The sequence below is a fragment of the Clostridium sp. UBA5712 genome (assembly GCF_002419845.1).
Lineage (GTDB): Bacteria > Bacillota > Clostridia > Clostridiales > Clostridiaceae > Clostridium_J > Clostridium_J sulfidigenes.
Genome location: NZ_DIGW01000001.1, coordinates 139,182 through 164,074, shown reverse-complemented (window position 1 = coordinate 164,074; position 24,893 = coordinate 139,182). Strand labels below are relative to the sequence as shown.

At 29.1% G+C, this 24,893-nt stretch carries 20 protein-coding genes; 15 read left to right on the top strand and 5 right to left on the bottom strand.

Annotated features, from left to right (window positions below):
* Window positions 1-191 precede the first annotated feature (191 nt).
* From B3B03_RS00760 to nagB, 3 genes are all read left to right on the top strand, one after another.
* Window positions 192-2,270: a hypothetical protein gene (locus B3B03_RS00760; protein ID WP_346876240.1), complete on the top strand. Its 2,079-nt coding sequence runs from the start codon at window positions 192-194 to the stop codon at window positions 2,268-2,270.
* 182 nt (window positions 2,271-2,452) lie between these two features.
* On the top strand, window positions 2,453-2,857 hold the full coding sequence (locus tag B3B03_RS00755) for a type II secretion system protein (protein WP_346876239.1): 405 nt from the start codon (window positions 2,453-2,455) through the stop codon (window positions 2,855-2,857).
* Window positions 2,858-3,210: 353 nt separating this feature from the next.
* Window positions 3,211-3,954: a glucosamine-6-phosphate deaminase gene (nagB, locus tag B3B03_RS00750; RefSeq protein ID WP_346876238.1), complete on the top strand. Its 744-nt coding sequence runs from the start codon at window positions 3,211-3,213 to the stop codon at window positions 3,952-3,954.
* 67 nt (window positions 3,955-4,021) lie between these two features.
* Here nagB and B3B03_RS00745 read toward each other — a convergent pair whose 3' ends face one another.
* Complete coding sequence (locus B3B03_RS00745) at window positions 4,022-5,239, bottom strand: 6-phosphofructokinase (RefSeq protein ID WP_346876237.1); 1,218 nt, start codon at window positions 5,237-5,239, stop codon at window positions 4,022-4,024.
* A 257-nt stretch (window positions 5,240-5,496) separates the two neighbouring features.
* Between B3B03_RS00745 and B3B03_RS00740 the strand changes: the two genes are divergently transcribed.
* From B3B03_RS00740 to ppaX, 5 genes are all read left to right on the top strand, one after another.
* Window positions 5,497-6,489 carry a WG repeat-containing protein gene (locus B3B03_RS00740; protein ID WP_346848200.1) on the top strand — a complete coding sequence of 331 codons (993 nt, stop codon included), beginning with the start codon at window positions 5,497-5,499 and terminating at the stop codon, window positions 6,487-6,489.
* Between the two features lie 96 nt (window positions 6,490-6,585).
* Window positions 6,586-7,527: a dipeptidase gene (locus B3B03_RS00735; protein ID WP_346876236.1), complete on the top strand. Its 942-nt coding sequence runs from the start codon at window positions 6,586-6,588 to the stop codon at window positions 7,525-7,527.
* 133 nt (window positions 7,528-7,660) lie between these two features.
* Window positions 7,661-9,928 (top strand): VIT and VWA domain-containing protein, encoded by a 2,268-nt coding sequence (locus B3B03_RS00730; RefSeq protein ID WP_346848198.1) that lies wholly within the window; start codon window positions 7,661-7,663, stop codon window positions 9,926-9,928.
* A 117-nt stretch (window positions 9,929-10,045) separates the two neighbouring features.
* Window positions 10,046-10,777, top strand: coding sequence for a hypothetical protein (locus B3B03_RS00725; protein WP_346876235.1), 732 nt, complete (start codon window positions 10,046-10,048; stop codon window positions 10,775-10,777).
* A 6-nt stretch (window positions 10,778-10,783) separates the two neighbouring features.
* The gene (gene ppaX / locus B3B03_RS00720) at window positions 10,784-11,374 is read left to right on the top strand and encodes a pyrophosphatase PpaX (protein WP_346876234.1); all 591 of its coding nucleotides are present in this window, start codon (window positions 10,784-10,786) and stop codon (window positions 11,372-11,374) included.
* A 238-nt stretch (window positions 11,375-11,612) separates the two neighbouring features.
* Here the strand turns inward: ppaX and B3B03_RS00715 are convergent, their stop codons facing one another.
* Window positions 11,613-12,869 carry a D-alanyl-D-alanine carboxypeptidase family protein gene (locus B3B03_RS00715; protein WP_346876233.1) on the bottom strand — a complete coding sequence of 419 codons (1,257 nt, stop codon included), beginning with the start codon at window positions 12,867-12,869 and terminating at the stop codon, window positions 11,613-11,615.
* 174 nt (window positions 12,870-13,043) lie between these two features.
* Here B3B03_RS00715 and B3B03_RS00710 point away from each other — a divergent pair, with 174 nt between their 5' ends.
* From B3B03_RS00710 to B3B03_RS00700, 3 genes are all read left to right on the top strand, one after another.
* Entirely contained in the window at window positions 13,044-13,655 is a 612-nt protein-coding gene (locus B3B03_RS00710; protein ID WP_035131399.1) for an NUDIX hydrolase, read from the top strand.
* Between the two features lie 61 nt (window positions 13,656-13,716).
* On the top strand, window positions 13,717-14,316 hold the full coding sequence (locus B3B03_RS00705; RefSeq protein WP_346876232.1) for a hypothetical protein: 600 nt from the start codon (window positions 13,717-13,719) through the stop codon (window positions 14,314-14,316).
* Window positions 14,317-14,509: 193 nt separating this feature from the next.
* The gene (locus B3B03_RS00700) at window positions 14,510-14,722 is read left to right on the top strand and encodes a hypothetical protein (protein ID WP_346876231.1); all 213 of its coding nucleotides are present in this window, start codon (window positions 14,510-14,512) and stop codon (window positions 14,720-14,722) included.
* A gap of 141 nt (window positions 14,723-14,863) precedes the next feature.
* On the opposite strand, the gene B3B03_RS00695 is transcribed toward B3B03_RS00700, so the two are convergent.
* On the bottom strand, window positions 14,864-15,250 hold the full coding sequence (locus B3B03_RS00695; RefSeq protein ID WP_346876230.1) for a hypothetical protein: 387 nt from the start codon (window positions 15,248-15,250) through the stop codon (window positions 14,864-14,866).
* 35 nt (window positions 15,251-15,285) lie between these two features.
* Entirely contained in the window at window positions 15,286-16,764 is a 1,479-nt protein-coding gene (locus B3B03_RS00690) for a nicotinate phosphoribosyltransferase (RefSeq protein WP_346876229.1), read from the bottom strand.
* A gap of 169 nt (window positions 16,765-16,933) precedes the next feature.
* Between B3B03_RS00690 and B3B03_RS00685 the strand changes: the two genes are divergently transcribed.
* From B3B03_RS00685 to B3B03_RS00670, 4 genes are all read left to right on the top strand, one after another.
* The gene (locus B3B03_RS00685) at window positions 16,934-18,949 is read left to right on the top strand and encodes an ATP-dependent helicase (RefSeq protein ID WP_346876228.1); all 2,016 of its coding nucleotides are present in this window, start codon (window positions 16,934-16,936) and stop codon (window positions 18,947-18,949) included.
* A 418-nt stretch (window positions 18,950-19,367) separates the two neighbouring features.
* Complete coding sequence (locus B3B03_RS00680; protein WP_346876227.1) at window positions 19,368-20,552, top strand: M20 family metallopeptidase; 1,185 nt, start codon at window positions 19,368-19,370, stop codon at window positions 20,550-20,552.
* Window positions 20,553-20,574: 22 nt separating this feature from the next.
* Window positions 20,575-21,531, top strand: a complete 957-nt coding sequence (locus B3B03_RS00675; RefSeq protein ID WP_346876226.1) for an RluA family pseudouridine synthase — start codon at window positions 20,575-20,577, stop codon at window positions 21,529-21,531.
* Between the two features lie 12 nt (window positions 21,532-21,543).
* Window positions 21,544-23,169 (top strand): polysaccharide biosynthesis protein, encoded by a 1,626-nt coding sequence (locus tag B3B03_RS00670; RefSeq protein ID WP_346876225.1) that lies wholly within the window; start codon window positions 21,544-21,546, stop codon window positions 23,167-23,169.
* Between the two features lie 69 nt (window positions 23,170-23,238).
* Here the strand turns inward: B3B03_RS00670 and spoVB are convergent, their stop codons facing one another.
* Window positions 23,239-24,741, bottom strand: a complete 1,503-nt coding sequence (gene spoVB / locus B3B03_RS00665) for a stage V sporulation protein B (protein WP_346867233.1) — start codon at window positions 24,739-24,741, stop codon at window positions 23,239-23,241.
* Window positions 24,742-24,893 lie beyond the last annotated feature (152 nt).

Sequence of the window (24,893 nt, the reverse complement as noted above, 5' to 3'; positions counted from 1 at the left end):
TTGCCTCCTAAATTTTGTTTTTAATTATATATTACCATATTTTAAAGAAATATATAGTAATTATAGTCCATATGAAATATAAATAATATGACAATATATGAAAGTTAATCATTTATTAATTTAGATTTATATCCATATATGGTAAAATTGAATATGGATGCGTAGAGCTTATCTTATGTTTAGGAGGGAATATGGATTACAACAAATTTAACATAGAAGAAAAATATGATAATTATAATAATATAACCAAGGTAGAAGCTGAAAAGATACTGTTAAAATTAGATAGTGTGATAGATCATGATAAAGGATATGATTATTACATATTAAAGGGAAAGATGCTCCTTAAGCTGGATAGAATGAAGGATGCTTTTCATACCTTAGAAAAGGCTATGACCTTTAATAAAACTGATGAAGTTTATGACCTTTTATCCTTTGCATATTACGAGGAGGAAGATTATGAAAAAGCACTTTATTATATAAATTTATCCTTTGGAATAACAGTAGATGAGTTTATTTATAATCATAAAGGAAAAACTTTAGAAAGATTAGATAGGTTTGAAGAAGCTTTCGAAACCTATTATGAAGGACTTAATTATGCTCTCTCTAGTTATAGTAGTTATGGAGATGTAGAGATATTTGGTGAAAATTTAGCTAGACTAGGGGGAATTTTAAAAAATCAATATTTAGATAACATAAAGAAATTTATAAATATAAGAGATTATTATAATCTTTATGAAAACTATATGAAACTTCTTCAAGTTATTCTTAAGGAGGAAGAAAATGATCACTATCATAGTAGTTCTGAATATGTAAGTGTAAAATATCTAGAGTTAGTTGAAGAAGGAAAATATATTTTAATTGATAATGATTACTTTTTAGGGATGATTAATATATATAAAATTCTATATCAAATAGAAAGCAATTCAGAGTATGAGGATAGGGAGTACATTAATAAAACCTATATAGATAATAAGGTGAGGGACTTTATTGATGCTGTTATGGAAAGAACTTCACTTACTAAGGATGTAGATATAATTTTAACGGTTTTAAATGAAGTTATAGGCATTAAAAATAGAGATTACTATGATTACTTGTATCATAAAGGTTTTATTTTTATGAAACTAAAAAGATATGATGAGGCATTAGAGGTATTAGATGGCATAACTAGAGATAAGAAATCACCTTATAATATAAAAGTTCAAAGCTATGAGTGTATAATTAAAAAAATGTATGAAGCTGAAGATATATATAAGGGAAATTATGATGAGTATAAAAAAAGTATGTCAGATCTCCTTAGAGATGAAATTCATAGGATAAAGGAAGATGAATATTTAACTTTAGATGATAGATGTGACAGAATAATACACAACTGTAAGAGGGCTATTAATTTAGAACTAGATAATGATTTTTGGTATGATTATATAGAAGTGTTATCTTTGGAATTAGGTGAGGAATATGAAGTTATTGTAAAAAACCAATCAGTATACAAAGTGATACAAAATTATAATAAAGCCATAAATATATATGATAGGCTCATTGAGGTGAAAAGTGATGGTCCCCATGGGTATTATAGAAAAGGAAGGGCAATTGTATTAGTGTTGAGACTTTTAAATAGTTCTAAAACCTCCTTAAAGGATTTAGTTGGAGTTCATAATTTAGACTGTTTTTCTTATTCAGAGGTTATATATAATCTTAATAAGGCTATTAGTTTAAAAAGTGACAATGGTAAATACTTTAACCTTTTAGCAAGAACTCATTTTGAGATTGGGGAATATGAGAAGTCCATGGGATATATCGAACAAGCACTTACCCTAGCACCTAATGATTTATATATGAATTTAAATAAGGTGTGTATTTATATTAGAAGATATAAGTACACAGAAGCAGTGGATTATTTATTTAAGATGTCCTATAAAGATATGAATAGAGGTACCGTAAGAAAAACTTTTCTTTCAAGAAAGGAAATTCTTAGTTTCTTAATGGGTATATTTAATTTATATACAAGGCAAGATAAAATTTACTATATAATAGCCTATTATTTTTATGCTATAGTTGATTTTCAATATGATAAAGCCTTAACCTTTATTAATAATGCTATTGAGATGTCTGATGATGAAAGATACTACTTGCTTAAAGCTAAAATATACTTTAAAGATGGAAAGTTTAAAGAATCATTAAAGTGTGCAGAAGAAGCTATAGTTATTGACGATCATTATGATGAAGCTTTTCTTATAAGAGAAAAATGTAATGAAAAATTAACAGATAATTAGTATATAAATATTGTAAACATCTAGGATTGAAATAAAGCCTAGGTGTTTTTATTTATGAAGAAAATATATTTATAATTATAAAAATATAAAATATTGTATAAAAATGTATTTAATGGATAACATAGTTTATGTACATAAATTGTTACATAAATTCTTAAATGAAAAAAGAAAGGAGGAATAGTGTGAATAAGAAAATTAATAGATCTAAGAAAAAGGGATTTACCTTAATTGAGTTACTAGTAGTTTTAGGGATAATAGGTGTATTAGCCTTAGCAGTAGCACCAACAATGGTATCTAAGGTTAGTGAAGCTAAAGAAAAAACAGATGTTTCAAATGCTAATGCCATAGCTATGGCAGTTAAAACCGAGATAATAGAGGGAGATATAAAAGCTTCAGGACCTATTGATGAAAGTGATATAACGGAAATAGGTAGTAAATATTTTGATGGTAAATTTCCAACATCACAATCTTTAAAAACTAATTTTACTGTAGCTTTAACTAATAATGTAATTACTGTTACAGCTGGAAAAGGAACACAATTTTACCCTGAGTATATATTAGGAGCGGATGATAAATATACAGAATAATAGATATATAACCTAGTAAATTAATCTTAAAATATATCTAGATAATACATAATTAATGATCTGAACCTTAATAAAAAGATATATTTTACAAACTTCTATAATATAAAATATAAGAGAGTGGATTTTAAACATTTTTCCTATTAGCTATTCCTGAAAGTAGTTCATAGGAAGGTGATGCAATTATTTTCCGCTCTTTTTTATTGGCATAAGTTACGAAATTAAATCTTTATATTAAAATTTATTTATGCAATATATGTTATAATACAATATATATTCTACTATATACTAAATTAAACTTAAAGAGAGCATACAACCAATTTGTAATTGAACTTAAGCACATAGGAGGAATAAAAATGAATATTATTAAAGCAGAAGATTATGAAAGTATGAGTAGAAAAGCTGCCAATATAATTTCTGCTCAAGTTATACTTTACCCAAACTCTGTATTAGGACTTGCCACTGGTTCTACTCCGTTAGGAGTATACAAGCAGTTAATTGATATATATAATGATAGAGAATTGGATTTTTCAAAGGTACATAGTGTAAATTTAGATGAATACTATGGTTTGGCACCAGACCATAATCAAAGTTACCATTCTTATATGAAGGAAAATTTCTTTAAACATATTAATATGCCGTCAAATAATATTAATATACCTAATGGACTCGCTTCTAATATTGATTTAGAGTGTAGTAGATATGATAAATTAATTTCAGATTTTAGAGGCATTGATCTTCAGCTTTTAGGTATAGGTCATAATGGTCATATAGGGTTTAATGAACCGGGAGAAGTCTTTGAAAAGAACACTCATAAGGTTAAGTTAAATAAAAGGACTATTGATGCTAATTCAAGATTCTTTAATAGTATTGAAGAAGTGCCTAAGTATGCTATTACTATGGGAATAAAGGATATTATGCAGTCAAAAGGAATTCTTTTAGTAGTAAATGGAATTAGTAAGGCGGACATTTTGTATGAAGCTCTTTTAGGAGCAATTACACCAAAAGTTCCTGCTTCAATATTACAATTACATCCTAATTTAACTGTTATCGCAGATAAAGATGCTCTTTCTACCATTGAAAAAAAGGCGAAAATTTAATTTATAAAAGGAGTGATTTTTTATTTAAAATCACTCCTTTTAATATAGGCAAATTAAATTGTTAATACTATTTTGTTATGAAAGCATATTTTGGAAGACCGTTTTCGTATTGAATTTTTGGTTCTCCCATGATTAGAGGTAGTGTATACTCATAAGCTTCTTTAGTTACATTGTTACCTTCTTCATTGATCCATTCCTTAGGGAAATATTTTATTGAGTTTGCTACTTTTGAAGTGTGCACTGCAAAGGTTTCTGATTTATATGGAGCATTAGAAACTCTCTCAATACCTATCATATAACCGCTTTCACCTTCTGCAGAGTATTTTAATGCAGCAAATCCACAATTAAAGGCTTCATCAATATCAGTTTGAGAAGCAAAGTGCATTGCGCAACGTTGCATAGTTGAAAGTTCTATAGCTCTTACTTTTTTGCAAACTCCATTTTCAGTGATTACATTTTTGATATAACTACAAACACCACCTAATTGAGCGTGACCAAATTTATCTAGACCAGTACCACCCATTTCACCAAGGAAAGTACCATCTGCAGTTCTTATTCCTTCAGAAACTACTATAATTACAGAATTTTTTTCTTCTAATTTTTTAGCCACATCTTTTAAAAACTTAGCTTCATCAAAGGCAACTTCAGGAAGATAAATTAAATCTACCACTGGTTCTCCATTTAATGTAGCAATACAAGAACTAGCAGCTAGCCATCCTGTATCACGTCCCATTGCCTCTATAACAAATACATTTTTTGCAGTATAAACACTAGCATCTAGTTTGTTTTCTAGAGCTATAGTTGATATAAACTTAGCAGCACTTCCAAAACCAGGAGTATGATCCATTACTGGAAGGTCATTATCTATAGTTTTAGGAACTCCAAAGAATTTTACAGGAAGGTTATGCTCCTTTGCATAGTTACTTAGTTTATGAACTGTATCCATAGAATCATTTCCACCAATGTAAAAGAAAGTATCAATTTCATACTTTTTAAAAATCTCAAAAAGTTTTATGTATTCTTCTTTGTTATCTTCATAGGTTTTTAATTTGTATCTGCAAGATCCAAGTCCTGAAGATGGTGTATAAATTAATCTGTCAATAACTTCACTGTCAATCTGAGAAAGATTTATTATATTTTCATTTAAAATTCCCTCAATACCGTTAATTCCTGCATATACATTGTCAAAATAGTGTAGTTCTTCATTTGCTTTAAATACTCCCATAGCGCTGGCATTTATTACAGATGTAGGACCACCAGATTGAGCTACTATACAATTTTTCATATATTTAACACTCCTTTGTATTGTGTAGAGATACCTACACTTATTATTACATCTTTTTAATTATAATATAAATTATAATTACTAACAATTAGTATAATTAAATAGACATTGTATTAATAATATATAAGGTATGAGATAATAGTTTTTAAATAGTTAAATATATAGAATAGGTTATCTTTAATTAGGTTAACATAAGACTTTTTATTCGTATAAATGGTATAATATTCATATATTTAAAAAGCAAAGGAGAAAAGATTATGAAAATGTATCCCGTTGAATTAGATAATAAATATGGTTATATAGATGAAAATGGAAAAACTATAGTTCCTTTTATTTTTGATTTTGCCGATGAATTTGAGGATGAAATGGGCTTTATAGAGGTGGATGGATTATGTGGTTTTATCAATAGACAAGGAGATTACATAATAGCTCCTAAATATGATGATATAAATTATTTTAATGAAGGCATGGCTTTAGTTGAGTTAAACCATAGATATGGATATATAGACTTACAAGGCAATGAGGTAATAAAAGTAAAATATGAAGAAGGAAAAGGATTCACTGAAGGACTTGCAGCAGTGAAAATATTAGGAAAGTGGGGATATATCAATAGACATGGCAAAATGATTATATCACCTACCTTTGATGAAGCTAATGAGTTTGAAGAGAATGGCCTCGCTATAGTTAGAAAAGGTGAGAACTATGGATATATAAATGGGGAAGGTCAGTGTATTAGCGGATTTATATATGAATATGCTAACAATTTTAATGAGGGTTTAGCCAATGTGGGATTAGAAGGTAAAAATGTATATGTGGATGAAACCTTTAATATAAAGATTGAAGGAAATTTTGATTTTACTAGCGAATTTCTTAATGGACTTGCAGCTGTATCCCAAGATAATATATGGGGATATATTAATAATTCTGGTGACTTTGTTATTGAAAAAACATATAGCTGGGCAGATAATTTCAATACAGATTATGCAGCAGTTTCCATAGAAGATAAATATGGATTTATAGATAGAAGTGGGAACATAATAATACCTATAGAGTATGATAATGTTTTAGAGTACAGTGAAGGTTTATTTTCTGTTGAAATTAACGAGAAGTGGGGTTTTGTAGATTTAAAAGGTCATATAGTTATAGAACCTAAATTTCATGAAGTAGATAACTTTTATAATGGAATATGTAAGGTTATAATAGATGAAAAAGAAGGATATATAAATAAAGAAGGAGAATTTATAATATAGATAATAGGGATAGAATTTTAATATTTATGGTTATAAATAACTTGTAAATTCGTAATTTAATAGAAGATATAGTCTTAGAATTAAGGGGGATATAGTATGAGTATAATTGATTTGCATTGTGATACAATTTGTCATTTAATAGATAATAAGGATATGGAATTAAAGAGAAATCATCTAGCTATTGATTTAGAAAAGTTAACAAAAGGTAATTCCTTAGCACAATTTTTTGCCTTGTTTATTGATCTTAATGAGCATCCTAAGGCATTTAATAGAGCCATGGATATGCTTAATAAATTTTATGAAGAGTTAGAAAAAAATAATCATGAAATATCTGTAGCAAAAAATTATGAGGATTTTGAAGTGAATAAGGAGGAGGATAAAATATCAGCTTTCTTGACCATTGAAGAAGGTGAAGCTATAGAAGGCTCTCTTAAGAATTTAAGAAATTTTTATGACCTAGGAGTTAGACTTATGACATTAACCTGGAATTATGAAAATAGTATAGGTTATCCAAATTGCAGAGAAGAGTTTCGAAATAAAGGGTTAAAAACCTTTGGATTAGAAACCCTCGAAGAAATGAATAGGCTAGGCATGATTATTGACGTTTCACACCTATCCGATGGAGGGTTCTATGATGTGGCAAGATATAGTAAGAAACCTTTTGTAGCATCACATTCAAACAGTAGAGCTGTATGTAATCACAGCAGAAATTTAACTGATGATATGATTAGAACTCTCAGTGAAAAGGGGGGCATAACTGGCATCAACTTTGAAAAATCTTTCTTAATAGAAGGCGGAAGTAAAAGTGCTGTTACAGATATGGTTAAACATATAAATCATATCTGTAATGTTGGGGGTATAGATGTATTATCCCTTGGTAGTGATTTTGATGGAATAAATCCTAAAAATCTAGAAATTAGTAACATGGGAGAGATAGATAAACTCATAACTGCATTACAAAAAGAAGGATATCATGAAAGTCATATAGAAAAAATATTATATAGGAATGCTTTGAGAGTAATAAAAGAAGTTATGTAGTACAATATAATTTATAGAAACCTTTATATTAAATTATATGACTATGGCTAAGTACCTAGATAATAATTTATCCTTCAGAGGGAGGTAAAACTCCTTCTGAAGCAAATGTAGATAACATAAAAGGAGTGAGGTTATGGAATATGAAAAGTTACAGAACAATATTTCTAAGGGAGAAATATTGTTAAAAAAGGTAGATATAGACGGTAATATTTGTGGAGAGTTTGTTGAATTTACAATTAGCCATGTTTATGAAAATATTGGTGAAGATGATGTAAAAGGAATTTATACCTTCCCTATACCAGATACTGCTGTTATATCAGGTTTTGAAGCTAATATAGGTGGCAGTGTTATAAAAGGTAAAGTAGAAGATAAAAAAGAAATAGAGAAAATTTATGAAAATATTGGAGAAGATTCAGGAAGTAAACTTATATTAGAAGAACTAAATAACAACTATTTTAAAATGTCAATTGGAACAATCTTAAAAGGTGAAACTGTAGTTATAAAGATTTCTTATATTGAAGAGCTAGTATATGAACATTCTAAGCTTAAGTTAATTATTCCTAAGATTGTACTTCCGGAAAATCCATATAATGAAGAACAAAGTCAACAAGAAGACTATAAATTATCTTTAAATCTATTAGTAGAGACCTTTGAAAGTGCTAAATTTTCTTGTAATACCCATAAAATTCAGGTAGAAGAAGAAGAGGATGATGAGAGCAATTTATACAAAATAACCCTTCATGGTGAAGAGCAAATCCTGGATAGTGCTATGACAATTTATTTAGAAGAAAATTCCAGCGAAACAAGTGGAATTATATATGAGAATTATAGCGAAGACAATGGAATTGTTTATTTGAGGTTTCTACCTGAAATTGAAGAGGATGTAGAAGAGAAAAGTGGTAACTATATATTCCTTATAGACATATCAGAATCTATGGAAGGAGATAAGTTAAAGGAGGCTAAAACTGCTTTACACTTATGTCTTAGAAATTTATATAAAGGTGATACCTTTAACATAGTTGCTATGGGTGACACCCTAAAGCATTTTTCAGAGAGTAGAAGAGTTGAATTTAATGATGAAAATTTAAAGGAAGCATCTAAGTGGATAGATAAGTTAACTTGTGAAAATGATGCTAATATATTTGATGGAATAAAATATGCCTTTTTAAATGAAGATAAGGGAGAAGAAAATACTATAATTTTATTTACTGATGACGTAGTGGATGATGAGAAAGATATCCTTGATTATGTAGAAAAAACTTGCGTAGGAAGCAGAATTTTTCCTTTTGGAATAGATGCCTCTGTTAATACCTATTTCATCAATAAAATAGCAAGAATTACCTTTGGAAAAGCAGAATTTATTAATAGAAGTATTAGAATAGAAGATGTAATCTTAAATCAGTTCAATAGAATAAGAGGACTACAAATAACAGATATTGAAATTGATTGGGGTGGAATGAAGGTTGAGAAAACTTACCCTAGAACCATAGAATATATGTATGATGGAGAACCATTTTCAATATTTGCTAAGATGGATGGGAATCTAGAAGGTATTGTTACTCTTAATGGTATGGTTGGAGATAGAAGAATACAACGAAGAATAGTTCTAACTAAATTAGACTTAGAGGTTAATGCAAATTTAATTGAAAAGGTTTGGTATAAGAAAAGGATAGAATCTTTAGAGAATAGAATCGTCTATGAACGTGGAGAAGTTCATGAGGCTATGAAAAATAAGATTATAGAGTTATCTACTGACATTGGAATTATAAGTGATGAGACATCATTTATTTTAATAGAAGAAATTTATGAACCTGTACTGGGAGGAGTTATGAGAAAATTCTTACCAGTTAACATAGATTTCAATAAGGGTGATACAAATATAATCTCTCCAAAGTTTTATTATAGTCAAAGTCTAGATGAATTGCAGTTAGAAAATTTAATGGATGAGGGTATAGATAAATCAGAGTTCTTACGTGTGCTAGCAACACAGCAATTAGCAAGTGGTGCCTTTGGTAAATCTGTAGAAGATGATAAAATAGATAAGGTTATATATACTGCTAGAAGTATAGTAGCCTTTACTCACCACGGTGAAGGTATAGAAATGTATAAAAATCTATTAACTAAAGCTGTAGTATATCTTGTGGAAAATTATGAAGAATTTGTAGAGAATGAAGATGTACTAATCTCCACATATGTTGCTCTTAAATCTTTTGCAGATAAGGTAATAGTTAAAGATAATAAAAAGACAAGGCTTTTAAATGCAATAAATTCCTTAGAAAGTCATATTGAAGAATTAAATATTGATATAAGTAAGATTAATGAGGAAATTTTAAGTAGTATAGAAGGCGCAAAAGAAAAAGATCAATTAAGCAGACTTATATATAAATCAATAAAATATTAAGTTAGTTTGTGTTAAAATGCTCTAAATATTAGATAAGCGCTGAGCATGTAATATAATTATAATGCATGCTCAGCATTTTTATAGAAAAATCTATTTAAGGAAGGTAGTACATACTTAATGATTGACACTGAAGTTAACAAAAATGATAAAGTGAATATGAGAGATTTTATAAAGAAAGATTTTTGCAGAAGACATAAACTTAATGTGCTAAATTCTCTAGATATTTTGACATTAGAAAACATTTCTAACCTTATAGATATATACGATGGTTATGTATTAAAGGGGTATTTAGTAAATGCTATACCAAAGGGTATTAAAGTATCCTTATCCAATAGGATGACTTCAAGTGGCGGAAAGACTATCTTTTCAAAAAGAGGAAGAGAATGTACCTATGAGATTAGAATAAGTAATAGAGTCATGAAAGAATATATAGAAGATAATAGAAGTAAAGTTGTATGTGGAATAGAAGCTAAGGATGCACTAGAAGCTCTTATGCTTATTTTAGAGCATGAGCTTTGCCATGTCATAGAATTTAGTGATTATGGAAGCTCTAATTGTAAAGGTGAAAGATTTAAGAATCTAGCCTTTAATTTATTTGGACATACAAGTAGTTATCATGAAATATTAAAGAGTAAAGATGCCTTCAATAAAACCATAAATAACTCATTTGTTAAAGGACAAGTTATTCAATTTAAATACAAAGGTGTATTGTATGAAGGAATAATTAGAAATATTAATAAAAGAGCTACAGTGATGGTGAAGGATATAAAGGGTGAATATAGAGATAACCATGGATTTAGTTATTCAAAATGGTACGTACCACTAAAATTACTTATAAATAAGGAGTAGAAAGATATGATTAAAGCAATACTGTTTGACCTAGATGGTACAATAATAGATACCAATGAATTAATATTGACTTCCTTTAATTATGTATTAAATAATTATTTAGGATTAAATATAGGAAAGGAGGAAATTGTAGAATCCTTTGGTATACCACTTAAAGATGTATTGAGTGAATATGATAAGGATAGAGCTGATGAATTAGTTGATGAATACATAAGATACTGTCTTAATTGCCATGATAAATACATAAAGTCTTATGATCACGTGGAAGATGGACTATTAAAGCTGAAAGATAAGGGATTAAAATTAGCAATAGTTACATCTAAGAAAAGGGGAACGGCTTTAAGAGGACTTAATTGTTTTGACTTAGAGAAATATTTTGATGTAATAATTACTCCAGAAGATAGTAGGAAACATAAACCAGATGGTGAACCAGTGTTAAAAGCTTGTGAAGTCTTAAAAGTTAATCCTAATGAAACTATAATGGTAGGAGATAGCCATAATGATATATTATGCGGAAAGAATGCAGGAGCAAAAACTTGTCTAGTAAATTATACTGCACTAAATATAGAAAAGATTAAAGTACAATATAATAGATAAAATTGAAGACATTATAAAGTTTATTTAGTATTTTAGGTGTTTACCGAAAAAAAATTATCATAAGTATTATTGTCATAATTGAGAATGATAAAATAAAAAAGTATAAAATTTAAATTTAACTTATTATGATAAATAAAATTATTTAGTAAATAGAAAACACCTACATATATAAAATTACAAATATTTACACAAAAAAAAGATTCCCTATGATTAATATTAACATAGGGAATCTTTAAAGCTATCTATATATACGATTTCTTTTTTTTCTACGTTTTTTGTTTATTTTAGATATTATTAGTATTACTAAAGATGCTATTATTATTAATACTAATAGAGCTAATACATAATAAAGGATATTACTTTTTATTATATCCATATTGGATAGTCCAGAATATATATCATATTGTTTTTCATATCCCTTTATATTAACAGTAGCTTTACCAATAGATTTATCTTTACTTAAAGTCCAAATATTTATCTTACCTACTTCAGAATTAAATTCTGGTTCTAAGTCTGTTGGATATAATGAAATATCCTCATGAATAGTAACTGGAACTTTAATTGCTTTTTTAGGTCCTATAAGAGGTAAAATTTTATATTCCATAGTAACTTCTGAAATTTCAGTGTTCTTAGCTTTGAAGACTTCTTTTTCTGCATTGAAGCCATAATTGGCTAAGTTTGTAGTATCTTCAAAAACCTGAGTGTCTACTGGAAAATTATAATCTGAGCCTAATACCACCGTTGCTAAAGTATGTCCATTCCTTTGATATAAAGCTGCTAAGCATCTTCCAGACTTTTCTGTATAACCAGTTTTTCCACCAATGTTTCCATCTACACCTATAAGTTTATTTCTATTTTCAACTATTGATGATGGTCCATTAGTAGATTTTACTTCTGATTCCTTTTTAGACATAGTTTCTCTAATCCACTCATTACCGTAAGCTGCATTTAATAATAGGGATAAATCATATGCTGTAGTATAGTGATCATCAGTGTTATCATCAAGGCCATTAGGTGTTACAAAATTAGTATTGGTCATACCTAAAGCTTTAGCTTTTTCATTCATCATTGTAATGAACTTTTCCTTTGTTCCACCAACATTTTCAGCAACCATATAAGCAATATCATTACCTGAATAAAGAAGTAGTATGTCCATAGCATCTTTACCGGTAAATGTATCTCCAGGAGTTACTGGATGAACATTAAGTCCATAAGAATAAGGCTCTTCTTTTAAGGCTGCAGCTGGATAAGTAAGTAAATCGGTTTTACTTTTATTTTCAGCTAATAGTAAAGCAGTCATCAGCTTAGTAATACTGGCTGGTTGTTTCTTTTCATCGATATTTTTAGAATAGATTATTTCCTTTGTTTCTAAGTCCATAACAATAGCAGAAGTACCAACGATTTCAGGTTGAGTTTCTGCAATGGCTATAGTTGAGAAAGAAAAGGTAAATACTAAAGTAAAAAATACCCATAATGATAAAATTCTCTTTTTCACAAGTCATCTCTCCAATTTTATATTTTAGAATTAAATAAGTCCTATCTAGTATAACATTTACTGTAATTTTCAACAAGGACAAAGAAAAAATATGTTATTAATAATATGTTATATTTTTATTATCTAATATTGTGGTATGCTATATATAAGATATTTAGAAGGAGCAGTGAACTGATGACAAATATAAATATTGATAGAATAAATGATATTTTTAAAGATAGGGAGTCCACATCTATACAACCTATGAAAAAAGCAGCAGTGATGATTCTTTTACAGGTTATAGACGATGAGGTTTATATAATTTTTCAAGTTAGAGCTAAAAAATTAAATAGTCAGCCTGGTGATGTTTGTCTACCTGGTGGAAAGGTTGAAGAAGGAGAGTCTTTTAGAGATGCTGCAATAAGAGAAACCATGGAAGAGATGAATATTAAAAAAGAAGATTTTGAAGTTATTGGTGAAATGGATTATTTCTTATCACCATACCTCATGATAATGCGTCCCTATATCGCTAAACTTAATACAAATAATATTAAGTTTAATACAAGTGAAGTTGATCATATATTTAAGGTACCAATAAAATTTTTTATTGATACAGAACCATTACTATATAAAATGGATATTGGCCCAATAAATCAAGATGGATTTCCCTTTCATTTAATAAACGGAGGTAAGGATTATAAATTTTCAAAGGGGGTATTAGATGAATACTTTTATCAGTGGAATAATTATGTAATTTGGGGTTTTACAGCTCATATTATAAAATCTTTCATTGATATCATAAAATAGTAATTACATCCATATAAATAAGTAAAGAAAATATTTAACTGCCTTAGGAGGTGTAATATGTATGGTAAATAGAACTTCTGTAAGCATATTAATACAAGATATGATGAATAAACTTGAGGAAATTGGTATTCACAGTATTCTTGTCAGATCTAAGGAAGAAGCTAAAAATTTTATTATGTATCATATAGATATTGGAACTCAAGTAAGAATAGATGATTGTTTAGAGTTAAATGATTTAAACTTAGAAAAAGCTGTCATAGAAAAAGGTGGTACCATATTAAACAAAGAAGTAGGGGCTTTAGATTTCAAAGAGGGCAAAAAAAGATCCTCAACTATATCCCAACTAGATTTATATGGTTGTAGCCACTTATTGGACGAGTTTACTGAATTTTCTCATTATATCACTGACAATGAAGATTTGTTAAGTTGTATTTATGGAATAAAAAAAATAGCAGTCATTAATATAGGCTTAAATAATAAGATTCCTAATGAGCTACTTCCTATATATGAAAAAATAATGAATATTGATAGTGAAAAGATTATTAACCTTAAAAATCATATAGCAAAAAAAGAAGATAGTAACTTGAATATCCATAATACTCAAAGAAATGTAGGACATAAAAATATAAGTATTGACATAAGTGTAGTTTTCATAGGATAAATTTATATATATATTTTAGTAATTGTAGTACAACTCCATCTTTTTTTAAAATATTATAATTATATTTTAAATATATTCGAAAATTCTTAAATATAGAAAACCTCTCAATAAATCCACTAAAAATACTTTATTTTGTGAAAATTCTCATTTATAATTTAGGGTATTAAATGTGTATTTATTGGGGGTGGTATGCTTGGTTAAGTGTGATTTTTTATCAACTTATGATGAGTATGTAGAGTGTTCAAAGGACTGTGTCCTTTATAATTGGGCTGAAAATAATAATAAGTGCCCCTTTAAAGAGCTTAGTAGCAAGGGGAGCAAAATAAAAAATCTCTATGATTATGATTTGTACAAGGAGGATAAGTCGTTGCCTATATCTCTTTTATACAAAGACAGCTACTTATAATTAAATTATTTTTAATATGGATTTTTTATAACATAATATCTATATTAAGCTCCAACCAGATTAAACTAATCCAAGTGTGTTATTAGTATATTTCAATAAACATATAAATCTCCCAGCCTAGGCTAGGAGATTTTTTATTAACTATTTTGATTTCATGCTACATCCTGAACATGATGTGCAATACTTTGACTTTGATCCACATCCACCACATCCACCGCATCCCTTAGATTTATTAGTAAACGAAGGTATTGCCTTTAGGTAGAGAGAATCTTTCTTTAGTACAATAATTATTTCATTAAAATTACTAGATAAATCTTCACTATAAGCAATATTTAACCCCTGTATATCTTCAATAACATTGTAGTTAATGGTATTATCTAAAATTATATCAACCTTAGAATTTTTACAACATCCACCATTTTCAGGTTCCTTTAATGCTATACAATCATATTCATCATGAAATTCCAGTAGTTTAATAATAAAATCAAAGGCATCATTAGAAATTTTTATTTTAAGTTTCTTATTCAATAGATATCATACCCTTCATAGATAGTATATTAATATTATTCTTCATATATTGAAGAGTATTCGTGTAATAATGATTCTTTTAAATTCCATAAGTTTTTAGATAAGTCTACATAGTATTGATGAGGATTTTGTAATCTTCTTATCTCTGACCATAGACTAGCTTTTTCCTTACCACAAAATTCTCTTATCTCCATTACAGAAGGACTTTCATAAGTACATTTACCCTTATCAAATATTTGTACCATGAGATTTTTTATATTATAATTTTTAATTCTTTTTTTCTTCCAAGTGTAGTTAGGGTCAAACAACTGCAAAGGCTTATTATTATCGAAATTCTCATCATTTAAAGCAATTAAATCTGCAATAGCTTTATTGGTTTTCTTATCATAAACTCTATAAAGAGATTTAAACCCTGGATTTGTGATTTTTTCTACATTTTCACTTATCTTAATTTTAGGGATAATTGTTCCATTTTTTTCTATAGCAACAAGCTTATAAACACCACCAAATACAGGCTCACTTCTTGCAGTGATCAATCTTTCACCAACACCAAAACTATCTATTTTAGCACCATTTTCAAGAACAGCTTTAATTATAAATTCATCTAAGGAGTTTGAAATTGTGATTTTTACATCCTCATAGCCAGCTTCATCTAGCATTTTTCTAGTTTCTATAGAAAGATATGCAATATCACCACTATCTATTCTTACAGCCTTAGGTCTTTTACCCATAGGTTTTAAGATTTCATCAAAAACCTTTATAGCATTTGGAATACCTGATTTTAGAACATTATATGTATCTACTAAAAGTACAGTATTATCTGGATAAGTTTTAGCCCATGCTGCAAAAGCTTCATATTCACTATCAAAAAGCTGAATCCAAGAGTGTGCCATAGTTCCAGTTACAGGCACATTGAATAATTCATCTGCCATAGTACAAGCAGTAGCATTACATCCACCGATAATTGCAGCTCTAGCTCCATATAAGGCACCATCATAACCTTGAGCTCGTCTAGAACCAAACTCCATTACAGGTCTACCACTAGCAGCTTCACAAATTCTTGCAGCTTTAGTAGCAATTAGAGTTTGATGATTTATTGTTAGTAGTATCATAGTTTCTATAAACTGAGCTTCCATAACTGGACCCCTTACAGTTACAAGTGGTTCATTAGGGAATACTGGGGTACCTTCTGGAATAGCCCATACATCACAACTAAACTTAAAGTTAGCTAAATAATTTAAAAATTCTTTACTAAATAAAGCTTTACTTCTTAGATATTCTATATCTTCATCAGTAAATTTAAGATTGGTTAAATATTCAATTAATTGTTGAACTCCTGCCATTATGCAGTAGCCACCACCATCAGGAATTTTCCTAAAAAACATGTCAAAATAAGCTATGGTATCATCTGCTTCAGTATTTAAATAACCATTAGCCATTGTAAGCTCATAAAAATCTACTAACATGGTAAGATTTCTTTGGCTTCTTAGGTCAAGTCTAGTAATTGTATCCATTTTTAGTTCTCCTCACTTATATAAACCATAAAATTTTATAAAATCTCCATAGGTTAACATTTACATCCTATATATCGTACCATAAGAAAACTTTCATTTCTATAGTATATGGACAAATAATATGGTAATATTATTAAATTGAAAGTATGTAAAAGGAAAGATTTATATTATGATAAGAAACAAAAATAACACTTTAAGTGAAGAACAGTTAATAGCCATTAACTGTTCAAATGAAAATATAATAGTCAGTGCAGGTCCTGGAAGTGGGAAAACTGTAGTTATTGTAAATAGAGTTTATGAGCTTATAAAGCATAAAAACATATCACCTAAAAATATAGTTATAATAACCTTCACCAAGGCAGCAGCAACTAATATGAGAAATAGGTTCCTAGCCATAGATAAGAATAAGGTAAGTCCTTTCTTTGGAACCTTTCATGGACTTTGCTATAAAATACTAAAGTCCTATTATGGAGAAATTAATATAATAGAGCCCTTTGAAAGCTATAGAGTAGTAAAAAACTTTTTAACTGCCTATGTGGAGGATGTTAGTGAAGATAGAGTTAAGGAATATGTAAATGCCATATCCATCTATAAATGCAAGGGAGAATATAATAGAGATGGAAATAATCAAATCGATAAAGAACTTTTAAAAAACTGTGTAAATTTCTATGAATCCTATAAAAAGGAAAAATCCCTCCTTGACTTTGAAGATCTACAGTTAATGTGTAGAGATTTATTTATTAAGAATAGCTCCATATTAAATTCATATCAAAATCAATTTAAACATATATTAGTTGATGAATTTCAAGATAGTGATGATGTACAAGTGGACATATTAAAGCTTTTAAATAAGGGGAATAACTTATTTGTAGTAGGGGATGAGGATCAATGCATCTATAGTTTTAGAGGAGCTAATCCAACCTATATAGTAAACTTTAAAGATATATTTAAAGAAGGTAAAACCTTATATCTATCTACAAATTATAGGTCAAAGCAGAATATAGTAAGATTATCTATGAAGTCTATAAAAAATAATAAGATTAGAACTTCAAAGAATATCAGAGCCAGTAAAACTGATGATGGAATAATAAAGGCTCAAGGGGTTCGTGATGAAACAGCTCAAGGTACATATATAAGTGATTATATTCTTAAGGTAAGGGAAAGTGAAGATAATAACTTTAATAACTTTGCAGTGCTTTATAGAACTAATATAGAAAGTAGAAGTATAATTGATAGTTTTATTAGAAAAAAAATTCCCTTTACCTTACTAGATAGACAATATAATTTTTTCTCTCACTTCATATGCCAAGACATATTAGCTTATCTAAAGTTAAGCATATATCCTCTAAACATGGATAGCTTTACTAGAATAATAAATAAACCCTATAGGTATATAAGTAAAAATAGTATAGAAGAAGTTAAAAAGAGCAATAGCTTAGGCAGTATCTTTACTAAATTAAAAAACTTAGATAGTACTCCAGTGTTTCAATTAAAAATATTAGATAATCTCGAAAGGGATATTTCTAGCTTAAATAGAATTTCACTACCTTCTGCCGTAGAATTTATTATAGGAGACTTAATGTATCATAAACATCTGGTGGAATATGCACAGAAATATAAATTTTCCATAGAAGATTTAGAAAATGTGTTAAATGAGTTTAAAGAAAGCGTGAAGGGATTTAAAACTATTAAAGACTTCTTAGAACATGTAAATACTGTAGAAGAGGAAACAAAGAAAGCTAGCTCTAGAAATAAGGATAAAAATGAAGGCGTAATTCTTAGTACTATTCACGGTGTTAAGGGAATGGAATTTGATACGGTATTTATGATTAACACAGTAGATGGAGCTATTCCCTATAAAAATAATGATATAGAGGAAGAGAGAAGACTATTTTATGTAGGAGTTACTAGAGCTATTAACAACTTAATATTTCTTTTCCCCCAATTTATAAGAGGTGAAAAGAAAAATAAATCTCAATTTCTATGTGAGTGCCAGCTAGAAGAAGAGATACTAGAAAGAGTTAAATTTAAGGTTGGAACAACTGTAACCCATAAATTCTATGGAACAGGAACTATAACAGCCTTAGAAGAAAGTAATATCTCTATTAAATTTTCTGATTTGGAGAGAAAATTTGACTTTGATGTCCTTGTAACCAATGGGCTTATAGAGGTTTTGGAGGAATAGTTCATCCTTTTCTAATGTATATAGACATAGTTTCAGTGAAATGGATAGGTTATGGTAATACACCCCAAAGCCTCACTATGAGTACAACTAGTTAACTAGTTAAATAGTTATATAGTTTAATATTAATATAGGTATATATTTAACTAGTTTCCTAGTGAAAATTATCCATAGTCATATATATAATGTTACATATATTCATAGTTATAGACTATAAGAAGGATTATAAATATTGTGGAGAATCACCTAGGAGGTTTTACACAGCTGAAACATATTTGACTATAATATTGAAAGGAAAGCTTTTCTGTTATATAATGGTTTGAAGTACAATATAGTTAAGACTTCTCTTAAATAGACTTCAAGTCTATTATTTTTTTGTATATTTGTATATAATATATAATTATCAGTAAGGAGGTTTCAGATGAACTTTATCCATGAAGCTAAACAAATAAGTGAAGAATTAATTTATATAAGAAGAGAATTCCATAAAAATCCAGAGTTAGATTTTGATTTATATAAAACTTCTGATAGAATAAAAAATTTCTTGAGGAATGAGAATATAGAATTTTATTCTTGTGCAGGTACAGGTGTTGTGGCTACTATATATGGAGAAGCAGGTAGTAGTAATGGAAAAACTATAGCTATAAGGTGTGATATGGATGCACTACCTCTCCATGAAAAAAATAGTCACTGCTATATTTCTAAGATGGATGGAAAAATGCATGCCTGTGGCCATGATGCTCATATGACAATGGTACTTGGAGCAGCTAGACTTTTAAATAACCATAGGAAAGAGTTAAAAGGAAACGTAAAGTTTATTTTTGAACCTGCAGAAGAAACTACTGGTGGAGCTAAGATTATGATAGAAGAAGGAGCATTAGAAGCTCCTCATGTGGATGCAATAATTGGATGTCATGTAGATGAAAGTCTTGAGGTGGGAACTATTGGACTTAAGCAAGGGGTAGCTTATGCTGCTTCTAATCCTTTTACCATTACTATTTGTGGTAAAAGTTCTCATGGTGCAAGTCCCCATAAAGGCATAGACCCTATAGTAATTGCAGCTCAGGTTATAAATGCTTTACAGTTATTAGTAAGTAGAGAGACTAATCCAGTATCACCAGGGGTAATAACTATAGGAACTATAAATGGAGGTACAGCAGCCAATATTATACCAGATAAGGTTACTATAACTGGTATAATTAGAACTATGAACCTAGAGGATAGGGAATACATGAAAAAAAGATTAAAAGAATTGGTAACCATGCAGGTAGAAAGTTTAAGAGGTACCTGTGAAATTACTATTGATGAGAGTTATCCATGTTTATATAATGACGACGCTATGTATAATATATTTTATGATAATAGTGTAGATCTATTAGGGAAAGATAAGGTTAAAATATTACGAGAACCTACTATGGGTGTAGAAAGTTTTGCATACTTTTCCCTTAAGGTTCCAGCTATGTTTTATCAATTAGGATGTGGAAACCTTGAAAAAGGAATAATATATCCTCTGCATAGTAGTAAATTTGATATAGATGAGGAATGTCTACAAATAGGAGTAGCAGTTCATTGTAATATGGCTGTAAACTATCTTAACAAACTATAAGAAAGAAATATTGGAGGACAATATGAATAATATACAAATAGGTTCAAATGAAGCCGGTCAAAGATGCGATAAATTCCTTAGAAAGTTACTGAAGGATGTACCATTAAGTGCTATATATAAGGCATTTAGAAAAGGTGACATTAGAGTAAATGGTAAAAAAATAAAAGAACAATATGTTTTAGAAGAGGGAGACACCATAGAAATAAGATATATAAAGACTAGTGGTGAAAAAAAGAAGTTTGAAAGAATAGAAAATAATCTTAAAATTACCTATGAGGATGAAAATATACTTATGGTAGAAAAGTGGCCCAATTTATTAGTTCATAGTGACACAAAGAATGGAGAACCAACTTTAACAGACTATGCCTTATCCTATCTATATGACAAGGGTGATTATGAACCTGAAAAAGAAGTAACTTTTACTCCTGCTCCATGCAATAGATTAGATAGAAATACCTCTGGGGTAGTTATATTCGGAAAAAATTTCAAATATCTAAAGGCTCTTAATGAAGCTATAAGAGAAAGAAGTATTGAAAAATACTATATGGCTCTAGTACAAGGAAGAATAAAGGATGGAACTTATACAGGATATATCTTAAAAAATGAAGATGCAAATATTTCTAAGGTATATAGCACTGAAGTTCCAAACAGTAAAGAAATTGCTATGGAAGTTACAACTATTCAAAGTTGTGGTACTTTTTCCCTAATAGAAATTAATTTACTTACTGGAAGAAGTCATCAATTAAGAGCTCACTTATCAGAGCTAGGAAATCCTATAGTTGGAGATTCTAAATATGGAGATAAAAAGCTTAATAGCTTCTTTGTAAATAGATATGGTTTAGATTTTCAATTCCTATATGCATATAAAGTAATATTTAAATCAAACTCAGGGGAGCTTGAATATATGAAAAATAAAACTATAGCAGAATCTTTACCACCAGTATTAAAGAAGATAAAGAATGATGTGTTTAAGTTTTAATGGAGGGGTAATATGAATGACAGAACTGAGGGGGCTCAGCACTCTGTAGCTAAAGGCTTTATGGTACTCACCATATCTATGATGTCAGTAAAGGTGTTATCGGTAGTTTATACACCTTTACTTAGGCAGATTTTAGGATCAACAGGTTGGTCAGTATACTATTCTACATATACAATTTTTTCTTATATATACATTATAGCTAATGCAGGTATACCTGTAGCCATTGCAAAGTTAGTATCGGAACTTGAAGCAAAGGGAAACTACAAAGATGCAATAAAAACCTTTAGAGCATCTAGGACTTTACTTTTACTCTTGGGGCTTATCCTATCCGTATTCATGTTTATATGGGCAAAACCCTTAAGTATGGCTTTTAATAGTCCTGAATCAATATTAGCTACTAGATGGCTTGCACCGGCATTATTATTTACTTCAATAATGGGTGCATACAAAGGTTATTTTCAGGGTATTGGAAATATGACTACCACTGCAGTATCCCAAGTAGGCGAACAAATTCTAAATATAATATTTAGTTTATTATTTGCTTACTTACTCATGGGAAAAGGTGTATCCTATGGAGCTGCTGGAGGAACTATAGGTACAGTGGTTGGAGCTATTGGAGCATCTTTATACTTTATATTAGCATATAAAATGTATGGATCTAATCATTCCCCCAAAAAGAACAAAGCAGGGGTAAGTAGACTAAGTAATAAAACTATTATTAAATCCATATTAAAATATGCATTTCCAATAACTATAGCTTCTGCACTGCAGAACTCAGGAACTATAGTAGACTTAAAAATTGTAAAGTCTAGACTTTTATCTACAGGATTAAGTCAGAAAACTGTTGATATTCAATGGGGATATTTAGGTCTTTACAACACTCTTATGTCAATTCCTATGGCAATTATAGGAGCTTTAGCTATTGCTCTTGTTCCTGCCATATCTAGAATCCATGCCCTAGATAATAAAAAAGGTCTAAGATTTAATATTAAATCTTCCTATAGAGTTACTTTTATGATAGCTATACCTTGTGCTGTGGGATTAGGAGTTCTATCTATGCCTATTTTAAGAATACTAGGCTATGATAAAGAGGTATCACCCTTATTAATATGGGGAGCTTGGGTTTTAATCTTATATGCTATCACATTAGTTCAAACTTCTATTTTGCAGGGAATGGGTAAGGTAAACGTAGTAACTATATTTTCTGTAGTTGGAATTTTAGCTAAAGTTGTTGTGAATTATATATTAATAGCAATGCCTTCCTTTGGAATCCTTGGAGCTATTTGGGGTAATGCAGCCTGTTATTTAGTAATGCTTATATTATTCCAGTGGCAAATAAATGACTCTATTGATGGAAGGATACACTTGATTCCTTGTTATATAAAACCTTTAATAGCTGGATTAGCTATGGGGATAGTAACATTTTTCTCATATAAGATATTTAATGGAGTTCTAGGATTAATTTTCGGTGGTTACATATTAAACTTATTTGCATCATTAATAAGTATAGCATTATCTGCTGGAGCCTACGGATTAGTGCTAGTAACTATAGGTGGTGTTAAAAAGTCTGATTTAAATTCACTGCCAAATAAAATTACAAAACTTATACCTAGAAGAATATATAAAAAGTTAAAGTAAATATTATTAATTTATTTTAAAATAGAACCTAGAACTTAGTATCTAAAAAACTAAGTCCTAGGTTCTATTTTATGAGCTTTTTCGTATTAAAAAACTTGATACAAAGAATAATGAAAAAGCAACTACAATGATAGTTATAATTTTAGGAATGATAAAGGTATTAGGAATTATAGAACTTATGATGGTTGTTACTAAGTATACTAAAACTGTTAGTAACACTAGGATTAATATTTCCCAAATAGGAAAAGATAGCTCTATCACTTGTCCAATATAATACAGATTTATTAAAAGGCCTATAATAGAGGTTACAATTAAGGAAATTCCATATCCATAGATATTTATGCTAGGAATACCTATAAGTATAAATATTAGAACTAACTCAATCAAAGCTGTAGCAATGGAGCTTAAAAGGATAACTTTTTGTTTCCCTATACCATTTAAAATACTATAGGTACAGTAGTGACAATACATAAATGGAGCTGCAAGGGAAGCTATCTTTATAAAGCTACCTAAGTCACTTCTATCAAAGAATACTTCACCTAATAAATTAGGACATACATAGCAAATAATTACTGTAGAAACCCCTAACATAAAACAAATTTTAATTACTTCATTTACTCTAGAATTTATATTAGAAAAATCCTTTTGACTTATCTTTTTAGATATATCTGGAATTATTACTGTAGACAAAGATACAACTATAACTAATGGGAAGTACACGATAGCAAGAGCCATACCATTAAATTTACCTATTATCTCAAGGGCACCTATATGATCAAAACCCGCAGCGACTAACCTTATGGGTACTAAAAGTGTAGATACACTTTGAAGCGCTGTAGTTAAAAAACCATTTATAGCTAAAGGGACAGCAATAATTAGTATGTTAAATAACAATTGAAAGCTGTTATCTGGTCTTACACTATTGGTATAAGGAATCTTTTTAATACTTCTTTTATAGAAAATATATAGAAATACGAAACTTATTATTTCACCAATAGTAAATGAAAGATAGGTTGCCGCTACTGTATTTTCGATGGTTTTAAGAGATAAATAGTAGATTACTCCTACTAATATCACCATTCTAACAGCTTTTTCTAATATATCTATAACTGAAGGGGTTATTACTTGACTTACTCCATAGAAATAACCTTTATATACGCAGGATATAGCAATAAAAACAATAGCAGGAGAAGCTATCCATAAGGAACGTATGGCTCTAGGGTCTTTAATAATATAATTACAGATTATCGGACTAAGTATAAACATAATACCTGCTATAAAAATTGACCAAAGTACTATAAAAACTAGGGAAGCATTAACAGTTTTATGTAAATCTTCAAATCTACTAGTACCCAGGTAAGCAGAAGTTTCTCGTGAAATTGCAGCAATTATTCCTCCACATACTAAACAACAAAATAAATCATATATAGGCATTATCAAACCATAAAGTCCAACTCCCTCTGGTCCTAACTGTCTTGATAGTATAATAGAAAACATAAATCTCAATACACCCATGGCTAAATTAGAAAGAGTTAACACAAAGGTATCTCTATAAAAAGTATCTTTACTCATCTTTATTACCTCCAATTAGGCATCTGAAAATAAATAACAAATCAAAGATGAGAAGTATATTTTGAGTTAGACAAGGAAACAGGTTCCGCAGATAGTAGCACTATCTAAGGGTTCTGTTGACGCAGTATAACACAAAATAAACGAGCATTCTG